At 57.8% G+C, this 23,890-nt stretch carries 31 protein-coding genes; 28 read left to right on the forward strand and 3 right to left on the reverse strand.

What is annotated here, in order from left to right:
• The first annotated feature begins 5 nt into the window (after positions 1 to 5).
• The 22 genes from rplP to bfr all read left to right on the forward strand — a co-directional run bounded on the left by rplP (position 6) and on the right by bfr (position 11,837).
• A complete protein-coding gene (gene rplP / locus AC07T0_RS21415; RefSeq protein WP_003232424.1) occupies positions 6 to 419 on the forward strand; it encodes a 50S ribosomal protein L16 in 414 nt (137 codons plus the stop codon).
• Positions 419 to 610 carry a 50S ribosomal protein L29 gene (rpmC, locus tag AC07T0_RS21420; RefSeq protein WP_002555481.1) on the forward strand — a complete coding sequence of 64 codons (192 nt, stop codon included), beginning with the start codon at positions 419 to 421 and terminating at the stop codon, positions 608 to 610. Before rplP ends, rpmC begins: the two co-directional genes overlap by 1 nt.
• 2 nt (positions 611 to 612) lie before the next feature.
• Positions 613 to 879 carry a 30S ribosomal protein S17 gene (gene rpsQ / locus AC07T0_RS21425; RefSeq protein WP_003194644.1) on the forward strand — a complete coding sequence of 89 codons (267 nt, stop codon included), beginning with the start codon at positions 613 to 615 and terminating at the stop codon, positions 877 to 879.
• A 23-nt stretch (positions 880 to 902) separates the two neighbouring features.
• Positions 903 to 1,271, forward strand: coding sequence for a 50S ribosomal protein L14 (rplN, locus tag AC07T0_RS21430; RefSeq protein ID WP_002555479.1), 369 nt, complete (start codon positions 903 to 905; stop codon positions 1,269 to 1,271).
• Positions 1,272 to 1,282: 11 nt separating this feature from the next.
• The gene (gene rplX / locus AC07T0_RS21435) at positions 1,283 to 1,597 is read left to right on the forward strand and encodes a 50S ribosomal protein L24 (protein ID WP_071553151.1); all 315 of its coding nucleotides are present in this window, start codon (positions 1,283 to 1,285) and stop codon (positions 1,595 to 1,597) included.
• A 20-nt stretch (positions 1,598 to 1,617) separates the two neighbouring features.
• A complete protein-coding gene (gene rplE, locus AC07T0_RS21440; RefSeq protein WP_495003079.1) occupies positions 1,618 to 2,157 on the forward strand; it encodes a 50S ribosomal protein L5 in 540 nt (179 codons plus the stop codon).
• Between the two features lie 13 nt (positions 2,158 to 2,170).
• Positions 2,171 to 2,476 (forward strand): 30S ribosomal protein S14, encoded by a 306-nt coding sequence (gene rpsN, locus AC07T0_RS21445; RefSeq protein WP_100944356.1) that lies wholly within the window; start codon positions 2,171 to 2,173, stop codon positions 2,474 to 2,476.
• A 211-nt stretch (positions 2,477 to 2,687) separates the two neighbouring features.
• Positions 2,688 to 3,080, forward strand: coding sequence for a 30S ribosomal protein S8 (gene rpsH / locus AC07T0_RS21450; protein ID WP_003228724.1), 393 nt, complete (start codon positions 2,688 to 2,690; stop codon positions 3,078 to 3,080).
• A gap of 12 nt (positions 3,081 to 3,092) precedes the next feature.
• Positions 3,093 to 3,626 (forward strand): 50S ribosomal protein L6, encoded by a 534-nt coding sequence (rplF, locus tag AC07T0_RS21455; RefSeq protein ID WP_003176412.1) that lies wholly within the window; start codon positions 3,093 to 3,095, stop codon positions 3,624 to 3,626.
• 10 nt (positions 3,627 to 3,636) lie between these two features.
• Entirely contained in the window at positions 3,637 to 3,987 is a 351-nt protein-coding gene (rplR, locus tag AC07T0_RS21460) for a 50S ribosomal protein L18 (protein WP_003186037.1), read from the forward strand.
• Positions 3,988 to 3,990: 3 nt separating this feature from the next.
• Positions 3,991 to 4,491 (forward strand): 30S ribosomal protein S5, encoded by a 501-nt coding sequence (gene rpsE, locus AC07T0_RS21465; protein ID WP_100944357.1) that lies wholly within the window; start codon positions 3,991 to 3,993, stop codon positions 4,489 to 4,491.
• Positions 4,492 to 4,493: 2 nt separating this feature from the next.
• Entirely contained in the window at positions 4,494 to 4,670 is a 177-nt protein-coding gene (gene rpmD / locus AC07T0_RS21470; protein WP_010438202.1) for a 50S ribosomal protein L30, read from the forward strand.
• A 3-nt stretch (positions 4,671 to 4,673) separates the two neighbouring features.
• Positions 4,674 to 5,108 (forward strand): 50S ribosomal protein L15, encoded by a 435-nt coding sequence (gene rplO, locus AC07T0_RS21475; protein ID WP_010220318.1) that lies wholly within the window; start codon positions 4,674 to 4,676, stop codon positions 5,106 to 5,108.
• Entirely contained in the window at positions 5,109 to 6,437 is a 1,329-nt protein-coding gene (secY, locus tag AC07T0_RS21480) for a preprotein translocase subunit SecY (RefSeq protein WP_100944359.1), read from the forward strand.
• A 24-nt stretch (positions 6,438 to 6,461) separates the two neighbouring features.
• Positions 6,462 to 6,578, forward strand: a complete 117-nt coding sequence (gene rpmJ / locus AC07T0_RS21485) for a 50S ribosomal protein L36 (RefSeq protein WP_002555468.1) — start codon at positions 6,462 to 6,464, stop codon at positions 6,576 to 6,578.
• Positions 6,579 to 6,707: 129 nt separating this feature from the next.
• Entirely contained in the window at positions 6,708 to 7,064 is a 357-nt protein-coding gene (gene rpsM, locus AC07T0_RS21490) for a 30S ribosomal protein S13 (RefSeq protein WP_003186020.1), read from the forward strand.
• 30 nt (positions 7,065 to 7,094) lie between these two features.
• Positions 7,095 to 7,484, forward strand: a complete 390-nt coding sequence (gene rpsK, locus AC07T0_RS21495; RefSeq protein WP_007924177.1) for a 30S ribosomal protein S11 — start codon at positions 7,095 to 7,097, stop codon at positions 7,482 to 7,484.
• A gap of 18 nt (positions 7,485 to 7,502) precedes the next feature.
• Positions 7,503 to 8,123, forward strand: coding sequence for a 30S ribosomal protein S4 (rpsD, locus tag AC07T0_RS21500; RefSeq protein ID WP_017123253.1), 621 nt, complete (start codon positions 7,503 to 7,505; stop codon positions 8,121 to 8,123).
• Between the two features lie 22 nt (positions 8,124 to 8,145).
• Positions 8,146 to 9,147, forward strand: coding sequence for a DNA-directed RNA polymerase subunit alpha (locus tag AC07T0_RS21505; RefSeq protein WP_003176403.1), 1,002 nt, complete (start codon positions 8,146 to 8,148; stop codon positions 9,145 to 9,147).
• 42 nt (positions 9,148 to 9,189) lie between these two features.
• Positions 9,190 to 9,576 (forward strand): 50S ribosomal protein L17, encoded by a 387-nt coding sequence (rplQ, locus tag AC07T0_RS21510; RefSeq protein WP_100944360.1) that lies wholly within the window; start codon positions 9,190 to 9,192, stop codon positions 9,574 to 9,576.
• Positions 9,577 to 9,767: 191 nt separating this feature from the next.
• Positions 9,768 to 11,216, forward strand: coding sequence for a catalase (locus AC07T0_RS21515; RefSeq protein ID WP_495003080.1), 1,449 nt, complete (start codon positions 9,768 to 9,770; stop codon positions 11,214 to 11,216).
• Between the two features lie 156 nt (positions 11,217 to 11,372).
• On the forward strand, positions 11,373 to 11,837 hold the full coding sequence (bfr, locus tag AC07T0_RS21520) for a bacterioferritin (RefSeq protein WP_495003081.1): 465 nt from the start codon (positions 11,373 to 11,375) through the stop codon (positions 11,835 to 11,837).
• A 180-nt stretch (positions 11,838 to 12,017) separates the two neighbouring features.
• Here the strand turns inward: bfr and uvrA are convergent, their stop codons facing one another.
• Positions 12,018 to 14,852: an excinuclease ABC subunit UvrA gene (uvrA, locus tag AC07T0_RS21525; RefSeq protein ID WP_495003082.1), complete on the reverse strand. Its 2,835-nt coding sequence runs from the start codon at positions 14,850 to 14,852 to the stop codon at positions 12,018 to 12,020.
• A 177-nt stretch (positions 14,853 to 15,029) separates the two neighbouring features.
• On the opposite strand from uvrA, the gene AC07T0_RS21530 reads away from it, so the two are divergent.
• From AC07T0_RS21530 to AC07T0_RS21545, 4 genes are all read left to right on the forward strand, one after another.
• Positions 15,030 to 16,427, forward strand: a complete 1,398-nt coding sequence (locus AC07T0_RS21530; RefSeq protein WP_495003083.1) for an MFS transporter — start codon at positions 15,030 to 15,032, stop codon at positions 16,425 to 16,427.
• 9 nt (positions 16,428 to 16,436) lie between these two features.
• Positions 16,437 to 16,964: a single-stranded DNA-binding protein gene (locus AC07T0_RS21535; protein WP_495003084.1), complete on the forward strand. Its 528-nt coding sequence runs from the start codon at positions 16,437 to 16,439 to the stop codon at positions 16,962 to 16,964.
• Positions 16,965 to 17,244: 280 nt separating this feature from the next.
• The gene (locus AC07T0_RS21540; RefSeq protein WP_495003085.1) at positions 17,245 to 18,372 is read left to right on the forward strand and encodes a type IV toxin-antitoxin system AbiEi family antitoxin; all 1,128 of its coding nucleotides are present in this window, start codon (positions 17,245 to 17,247) and stop codon (positions 18,370 to 18,372) included.
• Positions 18,357 to 18,851, forward strand: coding sequence for a hypothetical protein (locus tag AC07T0_RS21545; protein ID WP_495003086.1), 495 nt, complete (start codon positions 18,357 to 18,359; stop codon positions 18,849 to 18,851). Before AC07T0_RS21540 ends, AC07T0_RS21545 begins: the two co-directional genes overlap by 16 nt.
• Positions 18,852 to 19,090: 239 nt before the next feature.
• Here the strand turns inward: AC07T0_RS21545 and AC07T0_RS21550 are convergent, their stop codons facing one another.
• Both AC07T0_RS21550 and AC07T0_RS21555 read right to left on the reverse strand, forming a co-directional pair.
• The gene (locus tag AC07T0_RS21550) at positions 19,091 to 19,597 is read right to left on the reverse strand and encodes a P-loop nucleotide/nucleoside kinase family protein (RefSeq protein ID WP_495003087.1); all 507 of its coding nucleotides are present in this window, start codon (positions 19,595 to 19,597) and stop codon (positions 19,091 to 19,093) included.
• 187 nt (positions 19,598 to 19,784) lie between these two features.
• A complete protein-coding gene (locus tag AC07T0_RS21555) occupies positions 19,785 to 20,702 on the reverse strand; it encodes a LysR substrate-binding domain-containing protein (RefSeq protein WP_495003088.1) in 918 nt (305 codons plus the stop codon).
• A 371-nt stretch (positions 20,703 to 21,073) separates the two neighbouring features.
• Here AC07T0_RS21555 and AC07T0_RS21560 point away from each other — a divergent pair, with 371 nt between their 5' ends.
• Complete coding sequence (locus tag AC07T0_RS21560; protein WP_495003089.1) at positions 21,074 to 22,378, forward strand: dicarboxylate/amino acid:cation symporter; 1,305 nt, start codon at positions 21,074 to 21,076, stop codon at positions 22,376 to 22,378.
• A gap of 11 nt (positions 22,379 to 22,389) precedes the next feature.
• Positions 22,390 to 23,889 carry a cysteate racemase gene (gene cuyB / locus AC07T0_RS21565; protein WP_495003090.1) on the forward strand — a complete coding sequence of 500 codons (1,500 nt, stop codon included), beginning with the start codon at positions 22,390 to 22,392 and terminating at the stop codon, positions 23,887 to 23,889.
• Position 23,890 lies beyond the last annotated feature (1 nt).

Raw genomic sequence — 23,890 nt, forward strand, 5'->3', positions numbered from 1 at the left:
GCCAAATGTTGCAACCAAAGCGTACGAAGTTCCGCAAGCAGATGACAGGCCACAACCGTGGTCTGGCTCAGCGCGGTAGCAAAGTCAGCTTCGGCGAGTTCGCGCTGAAGTCTGTTGCTCGTGGTCGTCTCACCGCTCGTCAGATCGAGTCAGCGCGTCGTGCTCTGACCCGTCACGTAAAACGTGGCGGCAAGATCTGGATCCGTGTATTCCCGGACAAGCCTATTTCCAAAAAGCCCCTCGAAGTTCGGATGGGTAAAGGTAAGGGTAACGTGGAGTACTGGGTTGCCCAGATTCAGCCAGGCAAAGTCCTGTATGAAATCGAGGGTGTTACTGAAGAGCTGGCGCGTGAGGCTTTTGCCCTGGCTGCTGCAAAGCTGCCGCTCGCCACCGCTTTTGTTAAACGGACGGTGATGTGATGAAAGCGAATGAACTTCGTGAAAAATCAGCACAGCAGCTGAACGAGCAACTGCTCGGCCTGCTGCGCGACCAGTTCAATCTGCGTATGCAGAAAGCAACTGGCCAGTTGGGGCAGTCTCACCTGCTCTCGCAAGTTAAGCGCGATATTGCTCGTGTGAAGACTGTGCTCAACCAGCAGGCAGGTAAGTGATCATGGCTGAAGCCGAAAAGACCGTCCGTACGCTGACTGGCCGTGTTGTCAGCGACAAAATGGACAAGACCATCACCGTTCTGATCGAGCGTCGCGTAAAGCACCCGATCTACGGTAAATACGTTAAGCGTTCGACTAAGCTGCACGCGCACGACGAAACCAACCAGTGCCACATTGGCGACAAGGTCACGATTCGTGAAACTCGTCCGATGGCCAAGACCAAGTCTTGGGCGCTGGTTGATGTTCTCGAACGCGCTGTGGAAGTCTAAGGGCTAGGGGTCGGAGAAATTATATGATTCAGACTCAATCCATGCTCGATGTGGCCGATAACAGCGGCGCTCGCCGCGTTATGTGCATCAAGGTGCTGGGTGGCTCGCATCGTCGTTACGCTGGTATCGGTGACATCATCAAAGTAACCGTCAAGGAAGCAATTCCGCGCGGTAAAGTGAAGAAAGGCCAAGTGATGACTGCTGTTGTAGTCCGCACTCGCCATGGCGTCCGTCGTGCTGACGGCTCCATCATCCGCTTTGATGGCAACGCTGCTGTTCTGTTGAACAACAAGCAAGAGCCGATCGGCACCCGTATCTTTGGGCCAGTGACCCGTGAACTTCGTACTGAGAAGTTCATGAAGATCGTCTCGCTCGCCCCAGAAGTGCTGTAAGGAGATCCGACATGCAAAAGATTCGTCGTGACGACGAGATCATCGTGATCGCCGGCAAAGACAAAGGTAAGCGCGGTAAGGTGCTTAAGGTTCTCGCTGATGACCGTCTGGTCATCGGTGGTCTGAACCTGGTCAAGCGTCATACCAAGCCTAACCCGATGTCGGGCGTACAGGGCGGTATCGTCGAAAAAGAAGCGCCACTGCACGCTTCCAACGTCGCCATTTTCAACGGCGAAACCAACAAGGCTGACCGCGTTGGTTTCAAAGTAGAAGACGGCAAAAAAATTCGTGTCTTCAAGTCGACCCAAAAAGCGGTTGATGCTTGAACACTGCTAGGTAGAAGACCATGGCACGACTGAAAGAGATTTACCGGAAGGAAATCGCTCCGAAGCTTAAGGAAGAACTTAAGCTCGCGAACGTGATGGAAGTTCCGCGCATTACCAAGATCACCCTGAACATGGGTCTGGGCGAAGCGATCGGTGACAAGAAAATCATCGAGCACGCTGTGGCTGACCTGGAGAAGATCACCGGCCAGAAAGTCGTTGTGACTCACGCTCGCAAATCCATCGCTGGCTTCAAAGTCCGCGAAGGTTGGCCGATCGGTGTCAAAGTGACCCTGCGTCGCGATCGTATGTATGAGTTCCTGGATCGTCTGCTGTCGATCTCCCTGCCTCGGGTTCGCGACTTCCGCGGCCTGAATGCCAAGTCCTTCGACGGTCGTGGCAACTACAGCATGGGCGTGAAAGAGCAGATCATTTTCCCGGAAATCGATTACGACAAGATCGATGCTCTGCGCGGTCTGGACATTACCCTGACCACCACTGCCAAGAACGATGATGAAGGTCGCGCATTGCTGCGTGCTTTCAAATTCCCGTTCCGCAACTGATTGGAGTAGGAAAATGGCCAAGAAGAGCATGAAAAACCGTGAGCTGAAGCGTCAGCTCACCGTTGCCAAGTACGCCACCAAGCGTGCAGCACTGAAAGCTATCATCGTCGATCTGAACGCAAGTCCAGAAGCGCGTTGGGAAGCTTCGGTTGCCCTGCAGAAGCAGCCACGTGACGCCAGCGCTTCGCGCATGCGTAACCGCTGCCGCATCACCGGTCGTCCGCACGGCGTTTACCGCAAGTTCGGCCTCGGCCGTAACAAGCTGCGTGAAGCGGCCATGCGTGGTGACGTACCAGGTCTGGTTAAAGCCAGCTGGTAAGCCATACCGCCCAAGTCGCGGTGGTCGGACTCGCAAGAACCGACCATTGGTGACCTTGAGTATGAAACAAGCCCCTTTTGGGGCTTGATTCATTTCTGGGGTGTGTCTAGAATGACCGGCTCGCCTGAGCCTGCACTTTTTACGTGTGGAGATACTCGGCGACAGTTGTAGCCGCAAGGCTAATTCTTTTTGTATCAGGAGCGTCTAGCCCATGAGTATGCAGGACCCGTTAGCGGACATGCTAACTCGAATCCGTAATGCCCAGATGGCTGAAAAGTCCGTCGTAAGCATGCCGTCTTCCACGTTGAAGGTGGCTGTAGCAAAAGTCCTGAAGGACGAAGGTTACATCGCGGGTTATCAGATCAGCAGCGAAACCAAGCCGTTGCTATCCATCGAGCTGAAATACTTCGAAGGCCGTCCGGTCATCGAAGAAGTGAAGCGCGTTAGCCGTCCAGGCCTGCGTCAGTACAAGTCCGTTGAGGATCTGCCGAAAGTTCGTGGCGGTCTTGGCGTGTCTATCGTCTCCACCAACAAAGGTGTGATGACGGATCGTGCTGCGCGCGCTGCCGGTGTCGGCGGCGAAGTTCTTTGCACTGTGTTCTAAGGGGGGATAAGCATGTCTCGCGTCGCTAAGAACCCCGTTAAGCTGCCAGCCGGTGTCGAAGTCAAATTCGCAGGCCAACAGCTTTCGGTGAAGGGTGCCAAGGGTACTCTTGAACTGAACATCCATTCGTCCGTTGAGATCGTTGAAGAAGCTGGTGAGCTGCGTTTCGCTGCTCGCAATGGCGATCAACAAACTCGCGCAATGGCCGGTACCACGCGTGCGTTGGTAAACAACATGGTCCAAGGCGTAAGCCAAGGCTTCGAGCGCAAGCTCCAGCTGGTCGGTGTTGGTTACAAAGCGCAAGCAAAAGGCACGGTGTTGAACCTGGCCCTTGGCTTCTCGCACCCAGTGGATTACGAACTGCCGGAAGGCATCACCGCTGAGACCCCTAGCCAAACCGATATCCTGATCAAGGGCATCGATAAGCAGCTGGTAGGTCAGGTGGCCGCTGAGATCCGCGACTTCCGTCCACCAGAGCCGTACAAAGGCAAAGGTGTGCGCTACGCGGACGAAGTCGTCCGTCGTAAAGAAGCCAAGAAGAAGTAGGGCATAGCAAATGACCGACAAAAAAGTTACTCGACTGCGTCGCGCTCGCAAAGCACGCCTGAAAATGCACGAACTCGAAGTCGTGCGTCTCTGCGTGTTCCGCTCTTCGCAGCACATCTACGCCCAGGTCATTTCGGCCGACGGCAACAAAGTTCTGGCAAGTGCCTCGACTTTGGACAAAGAACTGCGTGATGGTGCCACTGGCAACATCGACGCGGCCACTAAGGTTGGCCAGCTGGTCGCTACGCGTGCTAAAGCCGCTGGCGTCTCGCAGGTGGCTTTCGACCGCTCTGGCTTCAAGTATCACGGCCGCGTCAAGGCGCTGGCTGATGCTGCTCGTGAAGCTGGGCTGGAGTTCTAAGTTATGTCAAATAACGACCAAAAGCGCGACGAAGGCTACATCGAGAAGCTGGTTCAAGTTAACCGCGTAGCCAAAACCGTTAAAGGCGGCCGTATCTTCACCTTCACCGCGTTGACCGTGGTGGGTGATGGTAAAGGCCGTGTAGGCTTCGGCCGTGGCAAGTCACGTGAAGTGCCTGCCGCGATCCAGAAGGCTATGGAAGCTGCTCGCCGCAACATGATCCAGGTTGATCTGAACGGCACCACTCTGCAGTACGCCATGAAGTCCGCCCACGGCGCTTCGAAGGTTTACATGCAGCCTGCTTCTGAAGGTACCGGTATCATCGCTGGCGGCGCTATGCGTGCTGTCCTCGAAGTGGCCGGTGTGCAGAACGTTCTGGCCAAGTGCTACGGCTCGACTAACCCGGTAAACGTGGTTCACGCCACTTTCAAGGGTTTGAAGGCTATGCAGTCCCCTGAGTCCATTGCTGCCAAGCGCGGCAAAACTGCAGCGGAGATCCGTTGATCATGGCAACTGTAAAAGTAACGCTGATCAAAAGCATGACCGGCCGCATCCCTAACCACAGACTGTGCGTTAAGGGTCTGGGTCTGCGTCGCATCGGTCACACTGTAGAAGTCCTGGATACTCCCGAGAATCGCGGGATGATCAACAAGGCTTACTACATGCTGCGTGTAGAGGGTTAATCGATGAAACTCAATGATCTGAGTCCAGCGCCGGGTTCCCGTCGCGAAAAGCATCGTCCGGGCCGTGGTATCGGTAGCGGTTTGGGTAAGACCGGTGGCCGTGGCCACAAAGGTCAGACCTCCCGCTCCGGTGGCACCATTGCTCCAGGCTTTGAAGGCGGTCAACAGCCGCTGCATCGTCGCCTGCCGAAGTTCGGTTTCGTTTCCCTGAAAGCCATGGACCGCGCAGAAGTGCGTCTGTCCGAGCTGGCCAAAGTGGAAGGCGACGTCGTTACCGTGCAGTCCCTGAAAGATGCCAACGTGATCAACCAGAACGTACAGCGTGTGAAAATCATGCTGTCGGGCGAAGTGACTCGCGCAGTAACTATCAAGGGCATCGCAGCCACCAAAGGTGCGCGTGCGGCTATCGAAGCAGCTGGCGGCAAGTTCGAGGAATAAATGGCTAAGCAAGGTGCTCTCTCAGCGCTCAGCAAAGGCGGGTTATCCGAGCTCTGGGCTCGACTGCGTTTTCTATTCCTGGCGATTATCGTCTACCGGATAGGCGCGCACATCCCAGTTCCAGGTATCAACCCGGACCGGCTGGCGGACCTGTTTCGACAGAATGAGGGGACCATTCTTAGCTTGTTCAACATGTTTTCCGGCGGCGCGCTGGAACGGATGAGCATCTTTGCACTGGGGATCATGCCGTACATTTCGGCATCGATCATCATGCAACTGATGTCCGCCGTCAGCCCGCAGCTGGAGCAGTTGAAGAAGGAAGGTGAGGCTGGTCGTCGTAAGATCAGCCAATACACCCGCTATGGCACCGTCGTCCTGGCACTTGTTCAAGCCATTGGCATGTCCATTGGCCTGGCTAACCAGGGCGTCTCGTTTAGTGCTGGCTTCAGCTTCCATTTCGTTGCGGTGTCCACTTTCGTGGCCGGCGCGATGTTCATGATGTGGTTGGGCGAGCAGATTACCGAGCGCGGTGTGGGCAACGGTATCTCGATGTTGATTTTTTCGGGTATCGTCGCCGGTCTTCCGAGAGCAATCGGGCAGTCTTTCGAGTCTGCGCGTCAGGGTGATATCAATATCTTCGCCCTGGTTGCCATCGGTTTGTTGGCAGTAGCGATCATCGGTTTCGTGGTGTTCATTGAGCGTGGCCAGCGTCGTATTGCTGTTCACTACGCCAAGCGTCAGCAGGGCCGCAAGGTCTTCGCTGCGCAGACCAGCCACCTGCCGCTGAAGGTGAATATGGCCGGTGTTATTCCTGCTATCTTCGCGAGCAGCATTTTGCTGTTCCCGGCTTCGCTGGGTGCCTGGTTCGGTCAGTCTGAAGGTATGGGCTGGTTGCAGGACATCTCGCAGTCGATCGCTCCTGGTCAGCCGTTGAATATTCTGCTGTTTAGTGCAGGGATTATTTTCTTCTGCTTCTTCTATACGGCGTTGATGTTCAATCCGAAAGACGTAGCGGAAAACCTGAAGAAGTCCGGTGCCTTTATTCCGGGTATCCGTCCAGGCGAGCAGTCGGCGCGCTACATTGATGGCGTTCTGACCCGTTTGACCATGTTCGGTGCTCTTTATATGACGGCCGTGTGCCTGCTGCCCCAGTTCCTGGTGGTTGCGGCAAACGTTCCGTTCTACCTTGGCGGGACCTCGTTGCTGATCGTGGTCGTGGTTGTGATGGACTTCATGTCCCAAGTACAATCGCACCTCGTTTCGCACCAGTACGAATCCCTGATGAAGAAAGCCAACCTGAAGGGTTACGGCAGCGGCATGCTGCGCTGACCCATAAGGTTCGAGGAGTTGGTGATGAAAGTTCGTGCATCGGTGAAAAAGCTGTGCCGTAACTGCAAGATTATTCGCCGCGAAGGTGTGGTTCGAGTAATTTGCAGCGCGGAACCGCGTCACAAACAGCGCCAAGGCTGAGTGTGATCTGCTTAAAGCCCAGCAGCTAGTGCGCTGCTGGGTTGATTATTTGTTATTACAGCGATATTATCTCGCGCCCTATTTCTTGGCTTCCGGGGCGTAGGTAGCTGTCAATTGGAGTCCCACTGAATGGCCCGTATTGCAGGCGTTAACATTCCAGATAACAAGCACACTGTTATCTCGCTGACCTACATCTATGGTGTTGGTCGCACTACTGCACAGAAAATTTGTGCGGTGACTGGGGTCAACCCAGCCGCAAAGATCAAGGATCTGAGCGACGAGCAGATTGAACAGCTGCGTGGCGAAGTGGCGAAGTTCACCACTGAAGGTGACCTGCGTCGCGAAATCAACATGAAAATCAAACGCTTGATGGACTTGGGCTGCTACCGCGGTCTGCGCCATCGTCGTGGTCTGCCAGTACGCGGTCAGCGTACCAAGACCAACGCGCGTACTCGCAAAGGTCCGCGTAAGCCGATCCGCAAGTAATCGCACCAGCGAATCGACAGGAATCTAGTCATGGCAAAACCTGCTGCTCGTCCTCGTAAGAAAATTAAAAAGACAGTGGTTGATGGCATCGCCCACATCCACGCGTCTTTCAACAACACCATCGTGACCATCACCGACCGTCAAGGTAACGCTCTTTCCTGGGCTACCTCCGGTGGTTCGGGTTTCCGCGGTTCCCGCAAGTCCACCCCGTTCGCTGCTCAAGTAGCTGCTGAGCGTGCTGGTCAAGCTGCGCTGGAATATGGCCTGAAAAACCTCGACGTTAACGTCAAAGGTCCAGGTCCAGGTCGTGAGTCCGCTGTCCGTGCATTGAACGGCTGTGGCTATAAGATCGCCAGCATCACCGACGTGACGCCAATCCCGCACAACGGGTGCCGTCCGCCGAAGAAGCGCCGCGTGTAATCCAGGAGATTGTAAAGAATGGCTCGTTACATTGGTCCAAAATGCAAACTGGCTCGTCGCGAAGGCACCGATCTCTTCCTGAAGAGCGGCGTGCGCGCTATCGAATCCAAGTGCAACATCGAAGCAGCACCTGGTATCCACGGCCAACGCCGCGGTCGCCAGTCCGACTACGGCACCCAACTGCGTGAAAAGCAGAAGGTCCGTCGTATTTATGGCGTTCTTGAGCGTCAGTTCAGCGGCTACTACAAAGAAGCTGCCGGCCGTAAAGGCGCAACCGGTGAAAACCTGCTGCAACTGCTCGAATGCCGTCTGGACAACGTTGTATACCGTATGGGTTTTGGCTCGACTCGTGCCGAATCCCGTCAACTGGTATCGCACAAGTCGATCAGCGTTAACGGCAAAACCGTCAACGTCCCGTCCTACCAGGTTCGTGCTGGTGACGTGGTAGCTATTCGTGAGAAAGCTAAGAATCAACTGCGCATTGTCCAGGCTCTCGATCTGTGTGCCCAGCGTGGCCGCGTAGAATGGGTAGAAGTGGACACTGAGAAGAAGTCGGGCGTTTTCAAGAACGTGCCTGCTCGCAGTGACCTCTCCGCCGACATCAACGAAAGCCTGATTGTCGAGCTCTACTCCAAGTAAGGGCTAGAAAATAGGTGCATCCATGCAGATTTCGGTAAATGAGTTCCTGACACCCCGTCACATTGACGTGCAGGTTGTCAGTCCAACCCGCGCTAAAATCACCCTCGAGCCTCTCGAGCGTGGTTTTGGCCATACCCTGGGCAACGCGCTGCGCCGCATCCTGTTGTCCTCAATGCCAGGCTGTGCAGTAGTCGAGGCCGAGATTGACGGTGTGCTCCACGAGTACAGCGCCATCGAAGGTGTACAGGAAGACGTCATTGAAATCCTGTTGAACCTTAAAGGTTTGGCTATCAAGCTGCACGGCCGTGACGAAGTTACGCTGACCTTGTCGAAGAAGGGTTCGGGGGTGGTTACCGCTGCCGATATTCAGCTGGATCATGATGTCGAGATCGTTAACCCCGATCACGTAATCGCCAACCTGGCGTCTAACGGCGCCTTGAACATGAAGCTCACCGTAGCTCGTGGTCGTGGTTATGAACCAGCAGACTCGCGTCAGAGCGATGAAGACGAAAGCCGCAGCATTGGTCGCTTGCAGCTCGACTCTTCGTTCAGCCCGGTTCGCCGTATCGCTTACGTGGTGGAAAACGCCCGTGTCGAGCAGCGCACCAATCTGGACAAGCTGGTTATTGATCTGGAAACCAACGGTACTCTGGATCCTGAAGAGGCTATCCGCCGTGCTGCAACCATCCTGCAACAGCAGTTGGCTGCGTTCGTCGACCTCAAAGGTGACAGTGAGCCAGTGGTAATCGAGCAGGAAGACGAGATCGATCCGATCCTGCTTCGCCCGGTTGACGATCTGGAACTGACTGTACGTTCGGCTAACTGCCTTAAGGCGGAAAACATCTACTACATCGGCGACCTGATTCAGCGTACCGAAGTAGAGCTGTTGAAGACTCCGAACCTGGGCAAGAAATCCTTGACTGAAATCAAGGACGTTCTGGCCTCCCGCGGTCTGTCCCTCGGCATGCGCCTCGACAACTGGCCGCCTGCAAGTCTTAAGAAGGACGACAAGGCGACTGCCTGATCGTCGTAATCACCGAACGTTGTGTTTGGTAAGGAATGAACCATGCGTCATCGTAAAAGTGGTCGTCACCTGAGCCGCACCAGCTCGCACCGCAAGGCCATGTTTCAAAACATGGCAGTGTCGCTGTTCGAGCACGAGCTGATCAAAACGACTCTGCCAAAAGCCAAAGAACTGCGTCGCGTTGCTGAGCCGCTGATCACTCTGGCCAAAGTAGATAGCCTGGCTAACCGCCGTCTGGCTTTCGACCGTACTCGTTCGAAAGCTATCGTTGGTAAGCTCTTCAACGACCTGGGCAAGCGTTACGCTACCCGTGAGGGTGGCTACCTGCGCATCCTCAAGTGCGGTTTCCGCACTGGCGACAACGCGCCTATGGCGTACGTCGAGTTGGTTGATCGTGCTACTGCCGGCGAAGCTGTATCTGCCGAGTAAGACGTCAGTCTGAAACAAGAAACCGGGCCTAGTGCCCGGTTTTTTGTGTCTGCTATTAAGCAAAGATCATTCGATAGTGTATTTCTATTAAAGGCAATTATTTAATGAATTTGTAGGTGTCATGTTGATGGTCAATACTCCTCCTCAGCCGATTAGCCGGCAGCACCAAGACCGAGAGAGGAAGGATAAGCATGAGCCAGAACAAAACGCTGACCACCGCCAGCGGTGCGCCCGTTGCGGATAACCAGAATTCCCGTTCCGCCGGCCCCCGTGGCCCGCTGCTGCTCGACGACTTTCACCTGATCGAGAAGCTCGCTCACTTCAACCGTGAAAACATCCCTGAGCGCCGTGTCCACGCCAAGGGCTCGGGAGCCTACGGTACGTTCACCGTTTCCAAGGACATTACCCAGTACACCAGCGCCAAGCTGTTCGAGTCCGTGGGCAAGCAGACCCCGACCTTTCTGCGTTTCTCCACCGTCGGTGGCGAGCGCGGTTCGGCTGATACCGAGCGCGATCCACGGGGCTTCGCCCTGAAGTTCTACACCGAGGAAGGCAACTGGGACATTGTCGGCAACAACACACCGGTGTTCTTTATCCGCGATCCGCTGAAATTCCCCGACTTTATCCACACCCAGAAACGCCTGCCGCAAAGCAACCTGAAAAGCGCGCAGATGATGTGGGACTTCTGGTCGCACTCGCCTGAGGCGCTGCACCAGGTCACCATCCTGTTCTCTGACCGTGGGATCCCGGACGGCTACCGTCACATGCACGGCTTCGGCAGCCACACCTACAGCCTGATCAACGCCAAGGGCGAGCGTCACTGGGTGAAATGGCACTACAAGACCAAGCAGGGGATCAAGAACCTGGCACCGGCCGAGGCGGCCCGCCTGGCGGGTACCGATCCTGACTACGCCCAGCGCGATCTGTTCGGCGCCATCGAGCGCGGCGACTTCCCGAAATGGAGCGTGTGCATCCAGATCATGACCGAGGCCCAGGCCGCGGCGCATTACGAGAACCCTTTCGACGTGACCAAGACCTGGTCGCAGAAAGAGTTCCCGCTGATCGAAGTCGGCGAACTGGAGCTCAACCGCAATCCGCTGAACTACTTCGCTGAAGTCGAGCAGGCGGCGTTCGCTCCGAGCAACATGGTGCCGGGTGTCGGCCTGTCGCCGGACCGCATGCTGCAAGGCCGGGTCTTCGCCTATGCCGATGCCCACCGCTACCGTGTCGGCACCAATCACCAGCAACTGCCGGTGAATGCTCCACGCAGCCCGGTCAACAGCTACCAGCGTGACGGCTCCATGGCCTTTGGCAGCAACGGTGGCGCTGCGCCGAACTACGAGCCGAACAGCTACGTCGAAGCGCCCAAACAGGCTCCTCGCTACGCTGAGCCAGCCTTGGCCCTCAGTGGTGCGGCGGATCGTTACGATCACCGCGAAGATACCGACTACTACAGTCACGCCGGTGCGTTGTTCCGCCTGATGAGCGCCGAGCAGAAAGCGCTGCTGATCAGCAATATTGCCGGTGCGATGGCGGGTGTTTCCGACGATGTGGTCGAGCGTCAGTTGCAGCATTTCTTCAAGGCCGATCAGGCTTACGGTGAAGGCATTGCCAAGGCTTTGGGCGTAGTGCTGAACTAAGTCTAAACGAGAAGCAGAACCGCCCTCACTTTGGGCGGTTTTTGCGTTTTTTAGGCTGCTTTTCTCGGAAATTCTTCACATTATTTGCGCTTTTGCAGTGACCTTGCGGTCAGCTTGGTTCAAAATACAGCCTTTCAAGCAGGGAGATGTAGGGTTATGCAAGGTAACCAGGTCGTAGTCGATTACCTCAACACGTTGCTGACCGGGGAACTGGCGGCTCGTGATCAGTATTTCATCCATTCGCGGATGTACGAGGACTGGGGCTTCAGCAAGCTCTACGAGCGCATCAATCACGAGATGGAAGAAGAGGCACAACACGCCGATGCACTGATGCGACGGATCCTGATGCTGGAAGGCACGCCACGCATGCGTCCGGACGACCTGGATATCGGTACCACGGTGCCGGACATGTTCGCCGCCGACCTGCGCCTGGAATACAAAGTGCGTGCCGCGCTGTGCAAGGGCATCGAACTCTGTGAACTGCACAAGGATTACGTCACCCGCGAGATCCTGCGCCAACAGTTGGCCGATACCGAGGAAGATCACACCTACTGGCTGGAGAAGCAGTTGGGGTTGATCAAGTCCATCGGTTTGCAGAATTACCTGCAATCGCAGTTTTGAGAATGGCCGCTGCTGCGCAGCGGATCGCCAGCGAGCCGGCTCCTACGGTTCGGCGTTCACCGCAGAGGTATCGCCGTATCTGACCCTTGTAGGAGCTGGCTTGCCGGCGATAGCGATTTCAGCCTCAATAAAAAAGCCCCTGTCATCGCTCAATGACAGGGGCTTTTTCATTTCATGCGGTTACGCCCGATCGCGCAGCAACAGCGGCTTCAGGTAATGCCCGGTATGGGACTGCGACATCTCCGCAACCTGCTCCGGCGTACCGACCGCAATGATCTGTCCGCCCTTGGAACCACCTTCCGGCCCGAGATCCACCAACCAGTCGGCGGTCTTGATCACATCCAGGTTGTGCTCGATCACCACCACGGTGTTGCCGTGGTCACGCAGGCGATGCAGCACGTCCAGCAACTGCTGGATATCCGCGAAGTGCAGGCCGGTGGTTGGCTCGTCGAGGATATACAGGGTCTTGCCGGTGTCGCGCTTGGACAGCTCGCGGGACAGCTTGACCCGCTGCGCCTCGCCACCGGACAAGGTGGTCGCCGATTGCCCCAGCTTGATATACGACAGGCCCACATCCATCAGCGTCTGCAGCTTGCGCGCCAGCGCCGGAACCGCATCGAAGAACTCTCGCGCCTCTTCGATGGTCATCTCCAGCACCTCGTGGATGCTCTTGCCCTTGTACTTGACCTCCAGGGTTTCGCGGTTGTAACGCTTGCTCTTGCACACATCGCACGGCACATAGATGTCCGGCAGGAAGTGCATCTCCACCTTGATCAGGCCATCGCCCTGGCAGGCTTCGCAGCGCCCGCCCTTGACGTTGAACGAGAAGCGCCCCGGACCGTAACCCCGTGAACGGGATTCCGGCACGCCAGCGAACAGCTCGCGGATCGGCGTGAACAAGCCGGTGTAGGTCGCCGGATTCGAACGCGGGGTACGACCGATGGGGCTCTGGTCGATATCCACGACCTTGTCCAGGTGCTGCAGGCCGTTGATGCTGTCGTGGGCCGCGGCTTCCAGTGTGGTCGCGCCATTGAGCGCGGTGGCACTGAGGGGGAACAGGGTGTTGTTGATCAGTGTCGACTTGCCGGAACCGGACACGCCCGTCACGCAGGTCAGCAGGCCCAGCGGGATCTCCAGGTCGACGTTGCGCAAGTTGTTGCCACGCGCGCCCTTGAGATTCAGCACCTGCTTCTTGTTGCGCGGTGTGCGTTTGCCCGGTACTTCAATCTTCACCCGGCCGGACAAGTACTTGCCGGTCAACGAGTCTGGATGAGCCATGACCTCGGCCGGCGTTCCTTCGGCGACGATATGGCCGCCATGCACGCCCGCACCCGGGCCGATGTCGACCACATAATCCGCCAGGCGAATTGCGTCTTCATCGTGCTCGACCACGATCACAGTGTTGCCGATGTCACGCAGGTGCTTCAGGGTGCCGAGCAGACGGTCGTTGTCCCGCTGGTGCAAACCGATGGACGGCTCATCGAGGATGTACAACACCCCCACCAGGCCGGCACCGATCTGGCTAGCCAGGCGAATGCGCTGCGCCTCGCCGCCGGACAGGGTGTCGGCACTGCGGTCGAGGGACAGATAATCCAGGCCGACGTTGACCAGGAACTGCAGGCGCTCGCGGATTTCCTTGAGAATCTTGTCGGCGATTTCCCCACGGCGTCCGGTCAGCTTGAGCACGCCGAAGTATTCGCAGGCATCGCCGATCGGCAGGTTGGTCACCGCCGGCAGGGTCTTCTCGCCCACCCACACGTGCCGCGCCTCGCGACGCAGGCGGGTGCCGCGGCAATCCGGGCAGGGTTGGGTGCTGAGGAACTTGGCCAGCTCTTCACGCACGGTAGCCGATTCGGTTTCGCGGTAACGACGCTCCAGGTTCGGCACGATGCCTTCGAACGGGTGGGAGCGCTTGACGATATCGCCGCGGTCGTTGAGGTACTTGAAGTCGACGTTCTGGCTGCCGCTGCCTTGCAGAAGAAGTTTCTGCTGGTCCGCCGGCAACGTGTTGAACGGCACTTCCAGGCTGAAGCCGTAGTGGGCCGCCAGCGACCCGAGCATCTGGAAGTAATAGACGTTGCGCCGGTCCCAGCCGCGGATCGCGCCCTCGGCCAGGGTCAGCTCGCCATTGACCAGGCGCTTGGTGTCGAAGAACTGCTTCACCCCCAGGCCGTCACAGGTCGGGCAGGCGCCGGCCGGGTTGTTGAAGGAGAACAGCTTGGGTTCCAGCTCGCTGATGGCATGGCCGCAGATCGGGCAGGCGAACCGCGCGGAGAAGATCATCTCCTCGCCGGGTTCGTCGTCCATCGGCGCCACCAGGGCGATGCCGTCCGCCAGCTTCAGCGCGGTCTCGAAGGACTCGGCCAGGCGTTGTTGCAGATCGCCACGGACCTTGAAGCGGTCGACCACCACATCGATGGAGTGCTTCTTCTGCTTGTCGAGCTTGGGCACTTCGTCCAGTTCGCAAAGCCGGCCGTTGACCCGCGCGCGGACAAAGCCCTGCGCCCGCAGCTCTTCGAACACCGACAGATGCTCACCCTTGCGCTCGCGAATCACCGGCGCCAGCAACATCAGCTTGGCGCCTTCGGGCTGGGCCAGCACCAGGTCGACCATCTGGCTGACGGTCTGGGCCTCCAGCGGGATATCGTGGTCCGGGCAGCGCGGGGTGCCTACACGGGCATACAACAGGCGCAAGTAATCGTAGATTTCGGTGATGGTACCGACCGTCGAGCGCGGGTTATGCGACGTCGACTTCTGTTCGATGGAGATCGCCGGCGACAGGCCTTCGATGGTGTCGACGTCGGGTTTTTCCATCATCGAGAGGAATTGCCGGGCATAGGCCGACAGCGATTCCACGTAGCGGCGTTGCCCTTCGGCATACAAGGTATCGAAGGCCAGTGACGACTTGCCGGACCCGGACAAGCCGGTGATCACGATCAGCTTGTCCCTGGGCAGGGTCAGGTCGATGTTCTTCAGGTTGTGGGTTCGAGCCCCACGAATCAGGATCTTGTCCAAGATGGCCTCGCACGGCGGGCGGTAAACGCAAGAGTATAAGGCTAAATACTGGATGGATGCACACTATCGGACGACAGTATTTCAGTCTTGCATGACAGCTCGCGACAAAGCGTCGCCATGTATCCCCTCTATCGATGGGACTGGTAGAATCGCCGCCGGTTCACACGAGGTTTTTCCATGCACGATCCCCACAGCGAACGCATGAGTGGTAGCGAGACCCGCGCGGCAAGCGGTCTGGCCCTGGTGTTCGCTTTCCGTATGCTTGGCATGTTCATGGTGTTGCCGGTTCTGGCTACTTACGGGATGGATCTCGCGGGGGCGACACCGGCCCTGATCGGCCTGGCGATCGGCGCCTACGGCCTGACCCAGGCGGTGTTCCAGATTCCCTTCGGGATCATTTCCGACCGCATCGGCCGCCGCCCGGTGATCTACCTGGGGCTGGTGGTCTTCGCCCTGGGCAGCTTGCTGGCGGCCAACGCCGACTCGATCTGGGGCGTGATCGCCGGCCGGGTCCTGCAGGGCGCCGGGGCGATTTCCGCGGCGGTGATGGCATTGCTCTCGGACCTGACCCGCGAACAGCACCGGACCAAGGCCATGGCGATGATCGGCATGACCATCGGTCTGTCGTTCGCCGTGGCGATGGTGGTCGGCCCCTTGCTGACCCGCGCCTTCGGTCTGTCAGGCCTGTTCCTGGCCACCGGCGGCATGGCGTTGCTGGGCATCCTGATCATCGCCTTCATGGTGCCGCGCTCCACCGGTCCGCTGCAGCACCGTGAGTCCGGCGTGGCCCGCCAGGCGTTGTTGCCGACCCTCAAGCATCCCGACCTGCTGCGTCTGGACCTGGGGATTTTTGTGCTGCACGCGATGTTGATGTCCAGCTTCGTCGCCTTGCCCCTGGCCTTGGTGACGAAGGCCGGGCTGCCGAAGGAGCAGCACTGGTGGGTGTACCTGACTGCGCTGCTGATTTCCTTCTTCGCCATGATTCCGTTCATCATCTATGGCGAGAAAAAACGCAAAATGAAACGAGTTTTACTCGGTGCCGTGACGACCCTGATGCTCACTGAGCTATTCTTCTGGGAGTTCGGCGACAGTTTGCGGGCCCTGGTGGTAGGGACGGTGGTGTTCTTCACCGCGTTCAATCTGCTGGAAGCCTCCTTGCCGTCGTTGATCAGCAAGGTTTCACCGGCGGGCGGCAAGGGCACGGCGATGGGGGTGTATTCCACCAGCCAGTTCCTCGGTTCCGCGCTCGGCGGGATCATGGGCGGCTGGATGTTCCAGCATGGCGGTTTGTCGGCGGTTTTCCTTGGATGCGCTGGTCTGGCTGCCCTCTGGCTGGCCTTTGCTGTTACCATGCGCGAACCACCCTATGTGACGAGCCTGCGCGTGCCGTTATCGCCTGAAGCGATCCGCGAAGCAGGTCTGGTCGAGCGCCTTAAGGCACTCGTAGGGGTAACCGATGCAGTAGTGGTGGCCGAAGAGGCTGCCATTTACATCAAATTGGACACCGAATTGTTGGATCGCACGACCCTTGAGCGCCTGGTCAATGAGCCAGCGCCCCAAGCGTGCGAAGCCTAGGAGAACGTTATGGCCCGTGGGGTTAACAAAGTCATATTGGTCGGCACGTGCGGCCAGGATCCTGAAGTTCGCTACCTGCCCAATGGCAACGCCGTGACCAACCTGAGTCTGGCGACCAGCGAACAATGGACCGACAAGCAGACCGGTCAGAAGGTCGAGAAGACCGAGTGGCACCGTGTGTCGATGTTCGGCAAGGTGGCCGAGATTGCCGGCGAGTACCTGCGTAAAGGTTCGCAGGTCTACATCGAAGGCAAGCTGCAGACCCGCGAGTGGGAAAAAGACGGCATCAAGCGCTACACCACTGAAATCGTCGTCGACATGCAGGGCACCATGCAGTTGCTGGGCGGCCGTCCACAACAGGGCGACCAACAAGGCGGCGGCTACGACCAGTCCGCGCCACGGCAGCAGGCTCCTCGCCCACAACAGGCTTCGCGTCCACAGCAGTCGGCCCCGCAGCAATCGCGTCCGGCTCCACAGCAGGCCGCACCGCAGCCGGCTCCGGATTTCGACAGCTTTGATGACGATATTCCGTTCTAGGGTATAGCTTAGACCTAAAGTGTAAAATTTTTCCCTGAAAGCCCCAAGAATCAAGCGCTTGGGGCTTTTTCTTTGCCCCGATAAATGTAAGATTTTGAGCCGTGAGTATCCCTCGCTGGCGAGTTTCACGCCAGCGGCGTGCTACAGATGCAAGCTGGCGAATCCAAAGTTTAGCCTAAGGGGGGTTGTTAGCTGCACAGCTAATGATACGATTATGGCTAACGTTTAGCTGATCTGGCTTTTTTGCTGCGCAGCTAATGATGCTTTGGAGGCTAAGGTTATGGACCATTACCCACATCGCTCGGGATTCGAATTCGAAAGGCGGATGCTGGATGCGCTGGTGGAGGCTCTCACTGAGGCGTTCGGCGCCGAAGCCTCGGTGCAAGACGCTTCACACGAGTTCGCTTCATCTGCGTCTGATTCTGAGCTTGATGGCGTGGTCGTGATCAAGAGTCAGAGTAAAACCCTATTGATATTCGTAGAAGTCAAAAGGGAGGTCTACCCAAGAGACTTAAGGAACGCTGTTTACCAGCTCAATAGGTGTATGCGCGACCGCCATCCTCGTCATGAAGCTATTGGATTGCTCGCGGCAGGCGTACTGAGCCCCGGAGCTAAGCAGGAGCTTAAGGAGCAGAATATCGCCTCATTCGAACTGGGAGGAAGTCTTTACCTTAGGCACGATGGCTGGTTCATCAATATCGAAAAGCCTTCTCACCGCTCCAAAAAAAACACCCAAGGCATTGATCTTTTTACTGACGCTCGTGAAAGCGTTATCCACGCGCTTTTGATGAATAGTAATGGGTGGCTTACAGGTACAGAGCTGGCCGAGCAAGCTGAGACCTCTGCGTACACTTGTTCCCTGGTCCTGCAAGAGCTGACGTTGCGTGAGTGGGTGGAGTCTGCTGGTGGAGGACCGAGCAAGCGCAGAATGCTAGTTCGACCTGAAAAGCTTTTGGACGCCTGGTCTGAGCAGTGGCAGGAGCGCAAAGAAAAGAAGTCGAAATGGTACACCTTTGTCGAAAATCCCAAGCACCTGCTGGCTCACTTGGCGGATCGAATAGATCGTCAGAGAGTGGATTTTCCGTGGGCATTCACAGGAACCGCTGCTGCTAATGTCTTTGCCCCATTGCTGACCAGCACTGAGGGGGCAGAAATTATTGTGCCCAAAGGCTACACAGATAGGATGGCTGACGCCCTTGGCCTTAAGCCTGTCGGCAAAGGGGCGAACGTCACGCTTATCGAGCGCGAACCTGCGAGCTTGCTTTACCGGAATAGACACCCAGACCACCCTGCATTTTTCGCAAGCCCATACATCCTGTACTTAGACCTGCTGGATGGCCGTGGTCGAAATAGAGAACTAGCTGATCACCTCAAGCATCATTTGGACTCTTCATGGCAACGGAATTAAAACCACGTACTGCGGCTGGTTACAATCCGGACGTTACCTCGGCGTGCGAGAGGACTTTGCTCACGCTGCTAAGCGCTTTCGGGAATCTCAAAGACACCCTGCGATTGGTTGGTGGGCTTGTTCCTCGCTATCTCACTCCGGCGGCCCCGCCAGATATTCCGATGCACGCGGGTACGTCGGACGTAGATATCGTGTTGAACCTGGAGGTACTTGCTGTTGGCAATGAGTACGCGAGCCTTGCTGAGCAATTAAATGCGCGTGGGTTCACCCGCTGGGTCGAAGATGGAAGGGCCGCGTCTTGGCGCTGGCGCCGCAAGGTCGATGAGCATATCGAGGTAGTCGTAGAGCTTCTTCGGGATGCAGGTGATCAGGCACCTGGCAGGTCAATCAGCGTTGATGGGGAGAGGGTATCGCACGTTTCTACGGCGACGACGACGAGGATGAGCGCGTTGGTAGGCAGCGTTTTGCAGCAGGCTTGATCCAAGGCTTGCTGGCGGAGATCGAAGTCCAGTTAACGAGGCCTCGTGAGGTTACTCGGTTCGGTAGCATGGGGCCTTCTACGCGGCTCCATGCTTCACCGATATCTGCAAGCTAGGTGTTCGGTCCCGGAATGTGACTGGCGGGGGTATTTAAGTCGAAAAGTTTCAATCGGTATAGAGGATTGTTCAGGGTAAGCGTCTGCTGATCACCCCTGGCTACGTTGAGCTTTTAGCTCGTGCTACTCCTTGGCTAAAAATTGTTTGGCGATCATTGCCACTGCCTCCGCCGGAGACGTCAGGGCTGTGTCTATATCAAACGGGGCGTTATCCCACGGCTCATATTCATGATCCAATACAGACTGCCAGGTGGGCGGCGTCAGCCCAGGAATATCAATCTTCCTGGCTTCTACCCGTCGCTGATGTTCATGTTTATCAGAGCAAACCACCTGGATATTCACTAATGGAACACCCGCGTGTATGGCGATTTCGTTCCACGCTTTACGGCTTTCGATTACTGGGTTAACGCAGTCGACTATGACAGTACTGCCAAAACGAAGATTGCTCAGCGCAAGCTCATTGGCGACCATGTAACCGCTTCGCCCCACGTCTTGTGCCAGAGCAGCGGAATTTCGGATAGCCTGCTCAATCGTATCGATCCGCAGATACACGGCACTTGTTCTGGTGGCAAGGCCACTTGCGATAGTCGTTTTTCCGGTACCAGGAAGGCCGCTGAAGACAATGAGCATTCTATGTCCTTCGGTTAGTGGGTGAACCCAGTTTAGGTGCCCGCTGAGACCGTGAAACATATTCAGCCAAGCCCATGATGAAAATCTTAATTTTTGGTTCGATCACGCAGTTTTTCTTTAGCCGGCCAATAAAATCTTAAGATTTGCAGAAAACCTTAACTTTTTCTTAAGTCGCCGACGCGATCTTCTACTCACTCACCTCCCGCGAAGCCTTCCCCAGGGTTTCCCACAATTCCCGCATGGTCGGGTTCTGGTTCGTCAGTGAACAATAAGCGCGAATCTCCAGGCCGGTATTCCATTCATTACCACCGGCCTTCACCAGTTGCCCGCTACCCACGGCCGGCGCGGCCGCGCTCTGCGGTAGCCAGGCCACACCGTAGCCTTCGATGGCCATCTGCATCAGCAGCATGGTCATGTCGGCCTCGTAGCAACGGGTCAGTTCGCAAGGCGTGGCCGCGTTCTTGAGGATCAGGTCGGCCACTCGTCCGAGAAAGGTCGTGGCGGTGTAGGCCAGGTAGGGGACGGGTTTTCCAGCCTTTCCGGGCAGTCGATACAGCGGCTTGCCGCTACGGTCCGGCGCACAGAAAGGCAAAAAGGCGTCCCGACCCAGGGGCAGGCTGGCGAACTTGTCGGCGTCGATCAGGATCGGCGCCTGGGGGTGGTGGTAAACGATCATCAGGTCGCAATTGCCTTCTGCCAGGGCAATCACCGCGTCGTGGATATTTGCCGCGACCACCCGCACGTTGAACGGCTCGTGATGCTTTTGAAATTGCGCCAGCCATTTGGGCAGAAAGGTGATCGACAGGCTGTGGCCCGCCGTGATCTGAATCGAACGCCCAGGCATTTTTTCGTCCTGGCGCAGGGTTGAGCGTAATTCCAGCAGGGCCGCCAGTGCCTCGCGGCCCTGTTCGCAAAACAGTTGGCCGGCCTGGGTCAATTGCACCGGGTAGGTGCCGCGGTCGACCAGTTGCGCGCCGACCCAGTCTTCCAGCGAGCGAATCCGTCGCGATAGCGCCGATTGGGTGACGCAGCGCACCTCGGCGGCCCGGGAAAAATTCTTGTATTGCTCGATCGCCAGCAGATCGTCCAGCCACTTGATTTGCATGCTGCCCACCTCGGTCGCGGTGAGCAGAAGTCTACGTCAGCAATTGGCGGGCTTCGTCGGCTTTTTCGTAACTATTCCAAAAGCGCATCGGGCGATGGCTATTACTCATCATCTGCCGATCCGGCTCACCCTAGAATCGACCCATGGACACGCTCCCCTGTAGGCGCTGGCTTGTCGGGACGCCGCATCGCAGCGATGAGGCCCGTGAGTCTTGCATCGATCAGGCGGCCGCCATCGCCAGCAAGCTGGCTCCTACAAGGGACCGAGGTGTTTGTAAGTGATGTATTTGGGCGCGACGCCGTAGAGCGGCCGGGCCAACGATCTTTTTCCTGCCAAGCAAAAAAACCGACAACAGACTTGAGGGAAACACCATGAGCAAAAACAGATTGCCCCGTCATATCGCCATCGGCATTGCCGCCGGGGTCCTGGTCGGCTGGCTGTGCCATCACTTCGCGGCGGACGCCAAGTCGGCCAAGGATATCGCCGCTTACTTCTCGATGGTCACCGATATCTTCCTGCGCCTGATCAAGATGATTATCGCGCCCCTGGTGTTCGCCACCCTGGTGGGCGGTATCGCCAGCCTCGGCAGTTCGCGGTCGGTGGGCCGTATTGGCACCCGGGCCATGGCCTGGTTTATCAGTGCGTCGCTGATCTCGCTGCTGATCGGCATGTTGCTGGTGAACCTGTTCCAGCCAGGTGCCGGGATGAACCTGCATGTCGACCAGGGCGCGGTCGCGGCCCAGGTGGTGAATACCGGCGACTTCAGCCTCAAGGTGTTTGTCAGTCACGTATTCCCACGCAGCATTGCCGAGGCCATGGCCAACAACGAGATTCTGCAGATTGTGGTGTTCTCGCTGTTTTTCGGTTTCGCGTTGGCGGGGCTGAAGCAGGCCGGCTTCACCCGCATCACCAGCCTGGTGGATGAGCTGGCCAAGGTGATGTTCAAGATCACCGACTACGTCATGGCCTTCGCGCCCATCGGTGTGTTCGCCGCCATTGCCAGTGCGATCACCACTGAAGGCCTCGGCCTGCTGCTGGACTACGGCAAGCTGATCGCGGAGTTCTACCTGGGTATCGCGCTTCTCTGGGCGGTGCTGTTCGGCGCCGGTTACCTGTTTCTCGGACGTTCGGTGTTCACCCTCGGCAAGCTGATCAAGGAGCCGATCCTGTTGGCGTTTTCCACCGCCAGCAGTGAGTCCGCCTACCCGAAAACCATGGAGGCCCTGGAGAAGTTCGGCGCGCCGAAACGTGTCTCCAGCTTCGTCTTGCCCCTCGGCTACTCGTTCAACCTCGACGGTTCGATGATGTACCAGGCCTTTGCCATCATGTTCATCGCCCAGGCCTACAACATTGAACTGAGCTTCACCCAGCAGTTGCTGATCCTGCTGACCCTGATGGTCACCAGCAAAGGCATGGCCGGTGTCGCCCGGGCTTCGGTCGTGGTGGTGGCCGCGACCCTGCCGATGTTCAACCTGCCCGAAGCCGGCCTGTTGTTGATCATCGGCATCGACCAGTTCCTCGACATGGCTCGCACCGCGACCAATGTGGTCGGCAACAGTATCGCCACTGCGGTGGTCGCCCGCGCCGAGCAGGTGCATGAGACCGAGGCGGAAGGCGGCGAGCTGCCCGCCGTCGAATCCGTTGTACTTGCACGTACCCCGGCTACTGCGGTTTGAGAGTCTCGACCATGAATACCCAAGGCAAAACATCCGTGGCGCTGCCAGTTGCCCGCAAGCTGGGCATCGTCGGCGGCCTTGGCTCGCTGGCCGGCGGCGATCTGTTCTTCAAGCTGGTCAAGTCCAGGGCGGTGCTGGCGGATCAGGGGCGCTACCATTTCCTCTTCGAGCAGCATCCGTTCAAGGACGTGCTGCTGCCCCTGGACCGCGAAGCGAGCATGACCGCGCGCAAGTTCTATGTGTTCCAGGTCTGCCAGTCCTTCGAGGCGGGCGGGGTCGACGCGGTGGTGCTGCCCTGTTTCGCCAGCCAGACGTTCCGTGAAGAAATCCAGCAGGAACTGGGGATTCCCGTTCTCGACCTGATGGCGGCCCTGGCGGAACATATTCGCCGGATCGCCGAGCCAGGCACGCGGCTGGGGATTCTGGCCTCGGATTATGTGCGTCACTCCGGTTTGTTCGAACGCTACCTGGGCGGCGATTTCCAGCTGGTCTATCCACCCGAATCGGAGCAGCGCACCCTGATGGACGCCATGTACGGCCTTAACGGGATCAAGGATGGCTATCTGCAAGGCGTACCGCTGGAAGGCGTGTACCAGGCCTGCCTGGCGCTGCAGGTGCAGGGTGCGAACCTGATCGTGCCGGGGCTGACCGAGCTTTCGCTGGTCTGCGCCGATTTGCAGCGGCGCGGCCTGAGCGTGCTCGACATCAACGAGATCTATGCCGCCGCCGTGACCAGCGCCGACGATGAACCGCCGCAGGTACCCTTCAAACTGGGAATCGTCGGCGGTGTCGGCCCTGCGGCCACCGTGGACTTCATGGCCAAGGTGGTCCGCCACACCCCGGCGGGCCGCGACCAGGAACATATCAAGATGGTGGTCGAGCAGAACCCGCAGATCCCGGATCGCACGGCCAACCTGCTGTTCGCCGAAGCCGACCCGACCCTGGCGCTCTACGCCACCTGCAAGCGCCTGGAAAGTGCCGGCGCGCAGGCCATCGCGATCCCGTGCAACACCGCCCATGCCTTTGTTGAACGACTCCAGCCTTACCTGCGAGTACCGATCGTCAACATGCTCAGTGAAACCGTCGAGGCGATTGCCCGGCAGCACGGCAGTGGCAAGCACATCGGCTTGCTCGCCACCTCGGGCACGGTGCAGAGCCAGGTCTACCACCAGGCCGCCCGCCATGCCGGCTTGCCCCTGCTGATTCCCGGCTTCGACTATCAGGAACTGGTGATGAACGCCATCTATGGCGAGCGCGGCATCAAGGCCGGTTTCACCGATGGCCTGTGCAAGGAGCAATTGCTGCTGGCGGTCGAGCATCTGTGTGAGCAGGGGGCCGAGGTGATCATCCTCGGCTGCACGGAGCTGCCCCTGGTGCTTAGCCACTGCGAAGACTTTCAGGTACGCGGCCATCGTGTGGCGCTGGTGGACCCGACGACCGTTCTGGCGCTGCGTTGTGTCAGTCTGGCGGGTTCCGATGGCGGATGGGGTCACTACATCTCTGCCCACTGAG

Source organism: Pseudomonas sp. GW821-FHT04D07, from assembly GCF_059420225.1.

What these genes read in the sequence shown, in the direction of transcription:
- rplP (WP_003232424.1), top strand. Translation starts at nt 6, where the DNA reads ATGTTGCAACCAAAGCGTACGAAGTTCCGCAAGCAGATGACAGGCCAC.
- AC07T0_RS21535 (WP_495003084.1), top strand. Translation starts at nt 16,437, where the DNA reads ATGGCCCGTGGGGTTAACAAAGTCATATTGGTCGGCACGTGCGGCCAG.
- rpsK (WP_007924177.1), top strand. Translation starts at nt 7,095, where the DNA reads ATGGCAAAACCTGCTGCTCGTCCTCGTAAGAAAATTAAAAAGACAGTG.
- AC07T0_RS21550 (WP_495003087.1), bottom strand. Translation starts at nt 19,597, where the DNA reads ATGCTCATTGTCTTCAGCGGCCTTCCTGGTACCGGAAAAACGACTATC.
- AC07T0_RS21540 (WP_495003085.1), top strand. Translation starts at nt 17,245, where the DNA reads ATGGACCATTACCCACATCGCTCGGGATTCGAATTCGAAAGGCGGATG.
- rplO (WP_010220318.1), top strand. Translation starts at nt 4,674, where the DNA reads ATGAAACTCAATGATCTGAGTCCAGCGCCGGGTTCCCGTCGCGAAAAG.
- secY (WP_100944359.1), top strand. Translation starts at nt 5,109, where the DNA reads ATGGCTAAGCAAGGTGCTCTCTCAGCGCTCAGCAAAGGCGGGTTATCC.
- rplX (WP_071553151.1), top strand. Translation starts at nt 1,283, where the DNA reads ATGCAAAAGATTCGTCGTGACGACGAGATCATCGTGATCGCCGGCAAA.
- AC07T0_RS21545 (WP_495003086.1), top strand. Translation starts at nt 18,357, where the DNA reads ATGGCAACGGAATTAAAACCACGTACTGCGGCTGGTTACAATCCGGAC.
- rpmC (WP_002555481.1), top strand. Translation starts at nt 419, where the DNA reads ATGAAAGCGAATGAACTTCGTGAAAAATCAGCACAGCAGCTGAACGAG.
- rpsD (WP_017123253.1), top strand. Translation starts at nt 7,503, where the DNA reads ATGGCTCGTTACATTGGTCCAAAATGCAAACTGGCTCGTCGCGAAGGC.
- rplF (WP_003176412.1), top strand. Translation starts at nt 3,093, where the DNA reads ATGTCTCGCGTCGCTAAGAACCCCGTTAAGCTGCCAGCCGGTGTCGAA.
- cuyB (WP_495003090.1), top strand. Translation starts at nt 22,390, where the DNA reads ATGAATACCCAAGGCAAAACATCCGTGGCGCTGCCAGTTGCCCGCAAG.
- rpsN (WP_100944356.1), top strand. Translation starts at nt 2,171, where the DNA reads ATGGCCAAGAAGAGCATGAAAAACCGTGAGCTGAAGCGTCAGCTCACC.
- rplE (WP_495003079.1), top strand. Translation starts at nt 1,618, where the DNA reads ATGGCACGACTGAAAGAGATTTACCGGAAGGAAATCGCTCCGAAGCTT.
- rplQ (WP_100944360.1), top strand. Translation starts at nt 9,190, where the DNA reads ATGCGTCATCGTAAAAGTGGTCGTCACCTGAGCCGCACCAGCTCGCAC.
- AC07T0_RS21515 (WP_495003080.1), top strand. Translation starts at nt 9,768, where the DNA reads ATGAGCCAGAACAAAACGCTGACCACCGCCAGCGGTGCGCCCGTTGCG.
- AC07T0_RS21505 (WP_003176403.1), top strand. Translation starts at nt 8,146, where the DNA reads ATGCAGATTTCGGTAAATGAGTTCCTGACACCCCGTCACATTGACGTG.
- rpsQ (WP_003194644.1), top strand. Translation starts at nt 613, where the DNA reads ATGGCTGAAGCCGAAAAGACCGTCCGTACGCTGACTGGCCGTGTTGTC.
- rplR (WP_003186037.1), top strand. Translation starts at nt 3,637, where the DNA reads ATGACCGACAAAAAAGTTACTCGACTGCGTCGCGCTCGCAAAGCACGC.
- rplN (WP_002555479.1), top strand. Translation starts at nt 903, where the DNA reads ATGATTCAGACTCAATCCATGCTCGATGTGGCCGATAACAGCGGCGCT.
- bfr (WP_495003081.1), top strand. Translation starts at nt 11,373, where the DNA reads ATGCAAGGTAACCAGGTCGTAGTCGATTACCTCAACACGTTGCTGACC.
- AC07T0_RS21560 (WP_495003089.1), top strand. Translation starts at nt 21,074, where the DNA reads ATGAGCAAAAACAGATTGCCCCGTCATATCGCCATCGGCATTGCCGCC.
- rpsH (WP_003228724.1), top strand. Translation starts at nt 2,688, where the DNA reads ATGAGTATGCAGGACCCGTTAGCGGACATGCTAACTCGAATCCGTAAT.
- AC07T0_RS21530 (WP_495003083.1), top strand. Translation starts at nt 15,030, where the DNA reads ATGCACGATCCCCACAGCGAACGCATGAGTGGTAGCGAGACCCGCGCG.
- rpmD (WP_010438202.1), top strand. Translation starts at nt 4,494, where the DNA reads ATGGCAACTGTAAAAGTAACGCTGATCAAAAGCATGACCGGCCGCATC.
- rpsE (WP_100944357.1), top strand. Translation starts at nt 3,991, where the DNA reads ATGTCAAATAACGACCAAAAGCGCGACGAAGGCTACATCGAGAAGCTG.
- AC07T0_RS21555 (WP_495003088.1), bottom strand. Translation starts at nt 20,702, where the DNA reads ATGCAAATCAAGTGGCTGGACGATCTGCTGGCGATCGAGCAATACAAG.
- rpmJ (WP_002555468.1), top strand. Translation starts at nt 6,462, where the DNA reads ATGAAAGTTCGTGCATCGGTGAAAAAGCTGTGCCGTAACTGCAAGATT.
- rpsM (WP_003186020.1), top strand. Translation starts at nt 6,708, where the DNA reads ATGGCCCGTATTGCAGGCGTTAACATTCCAGATAACAAGCACACTGTT.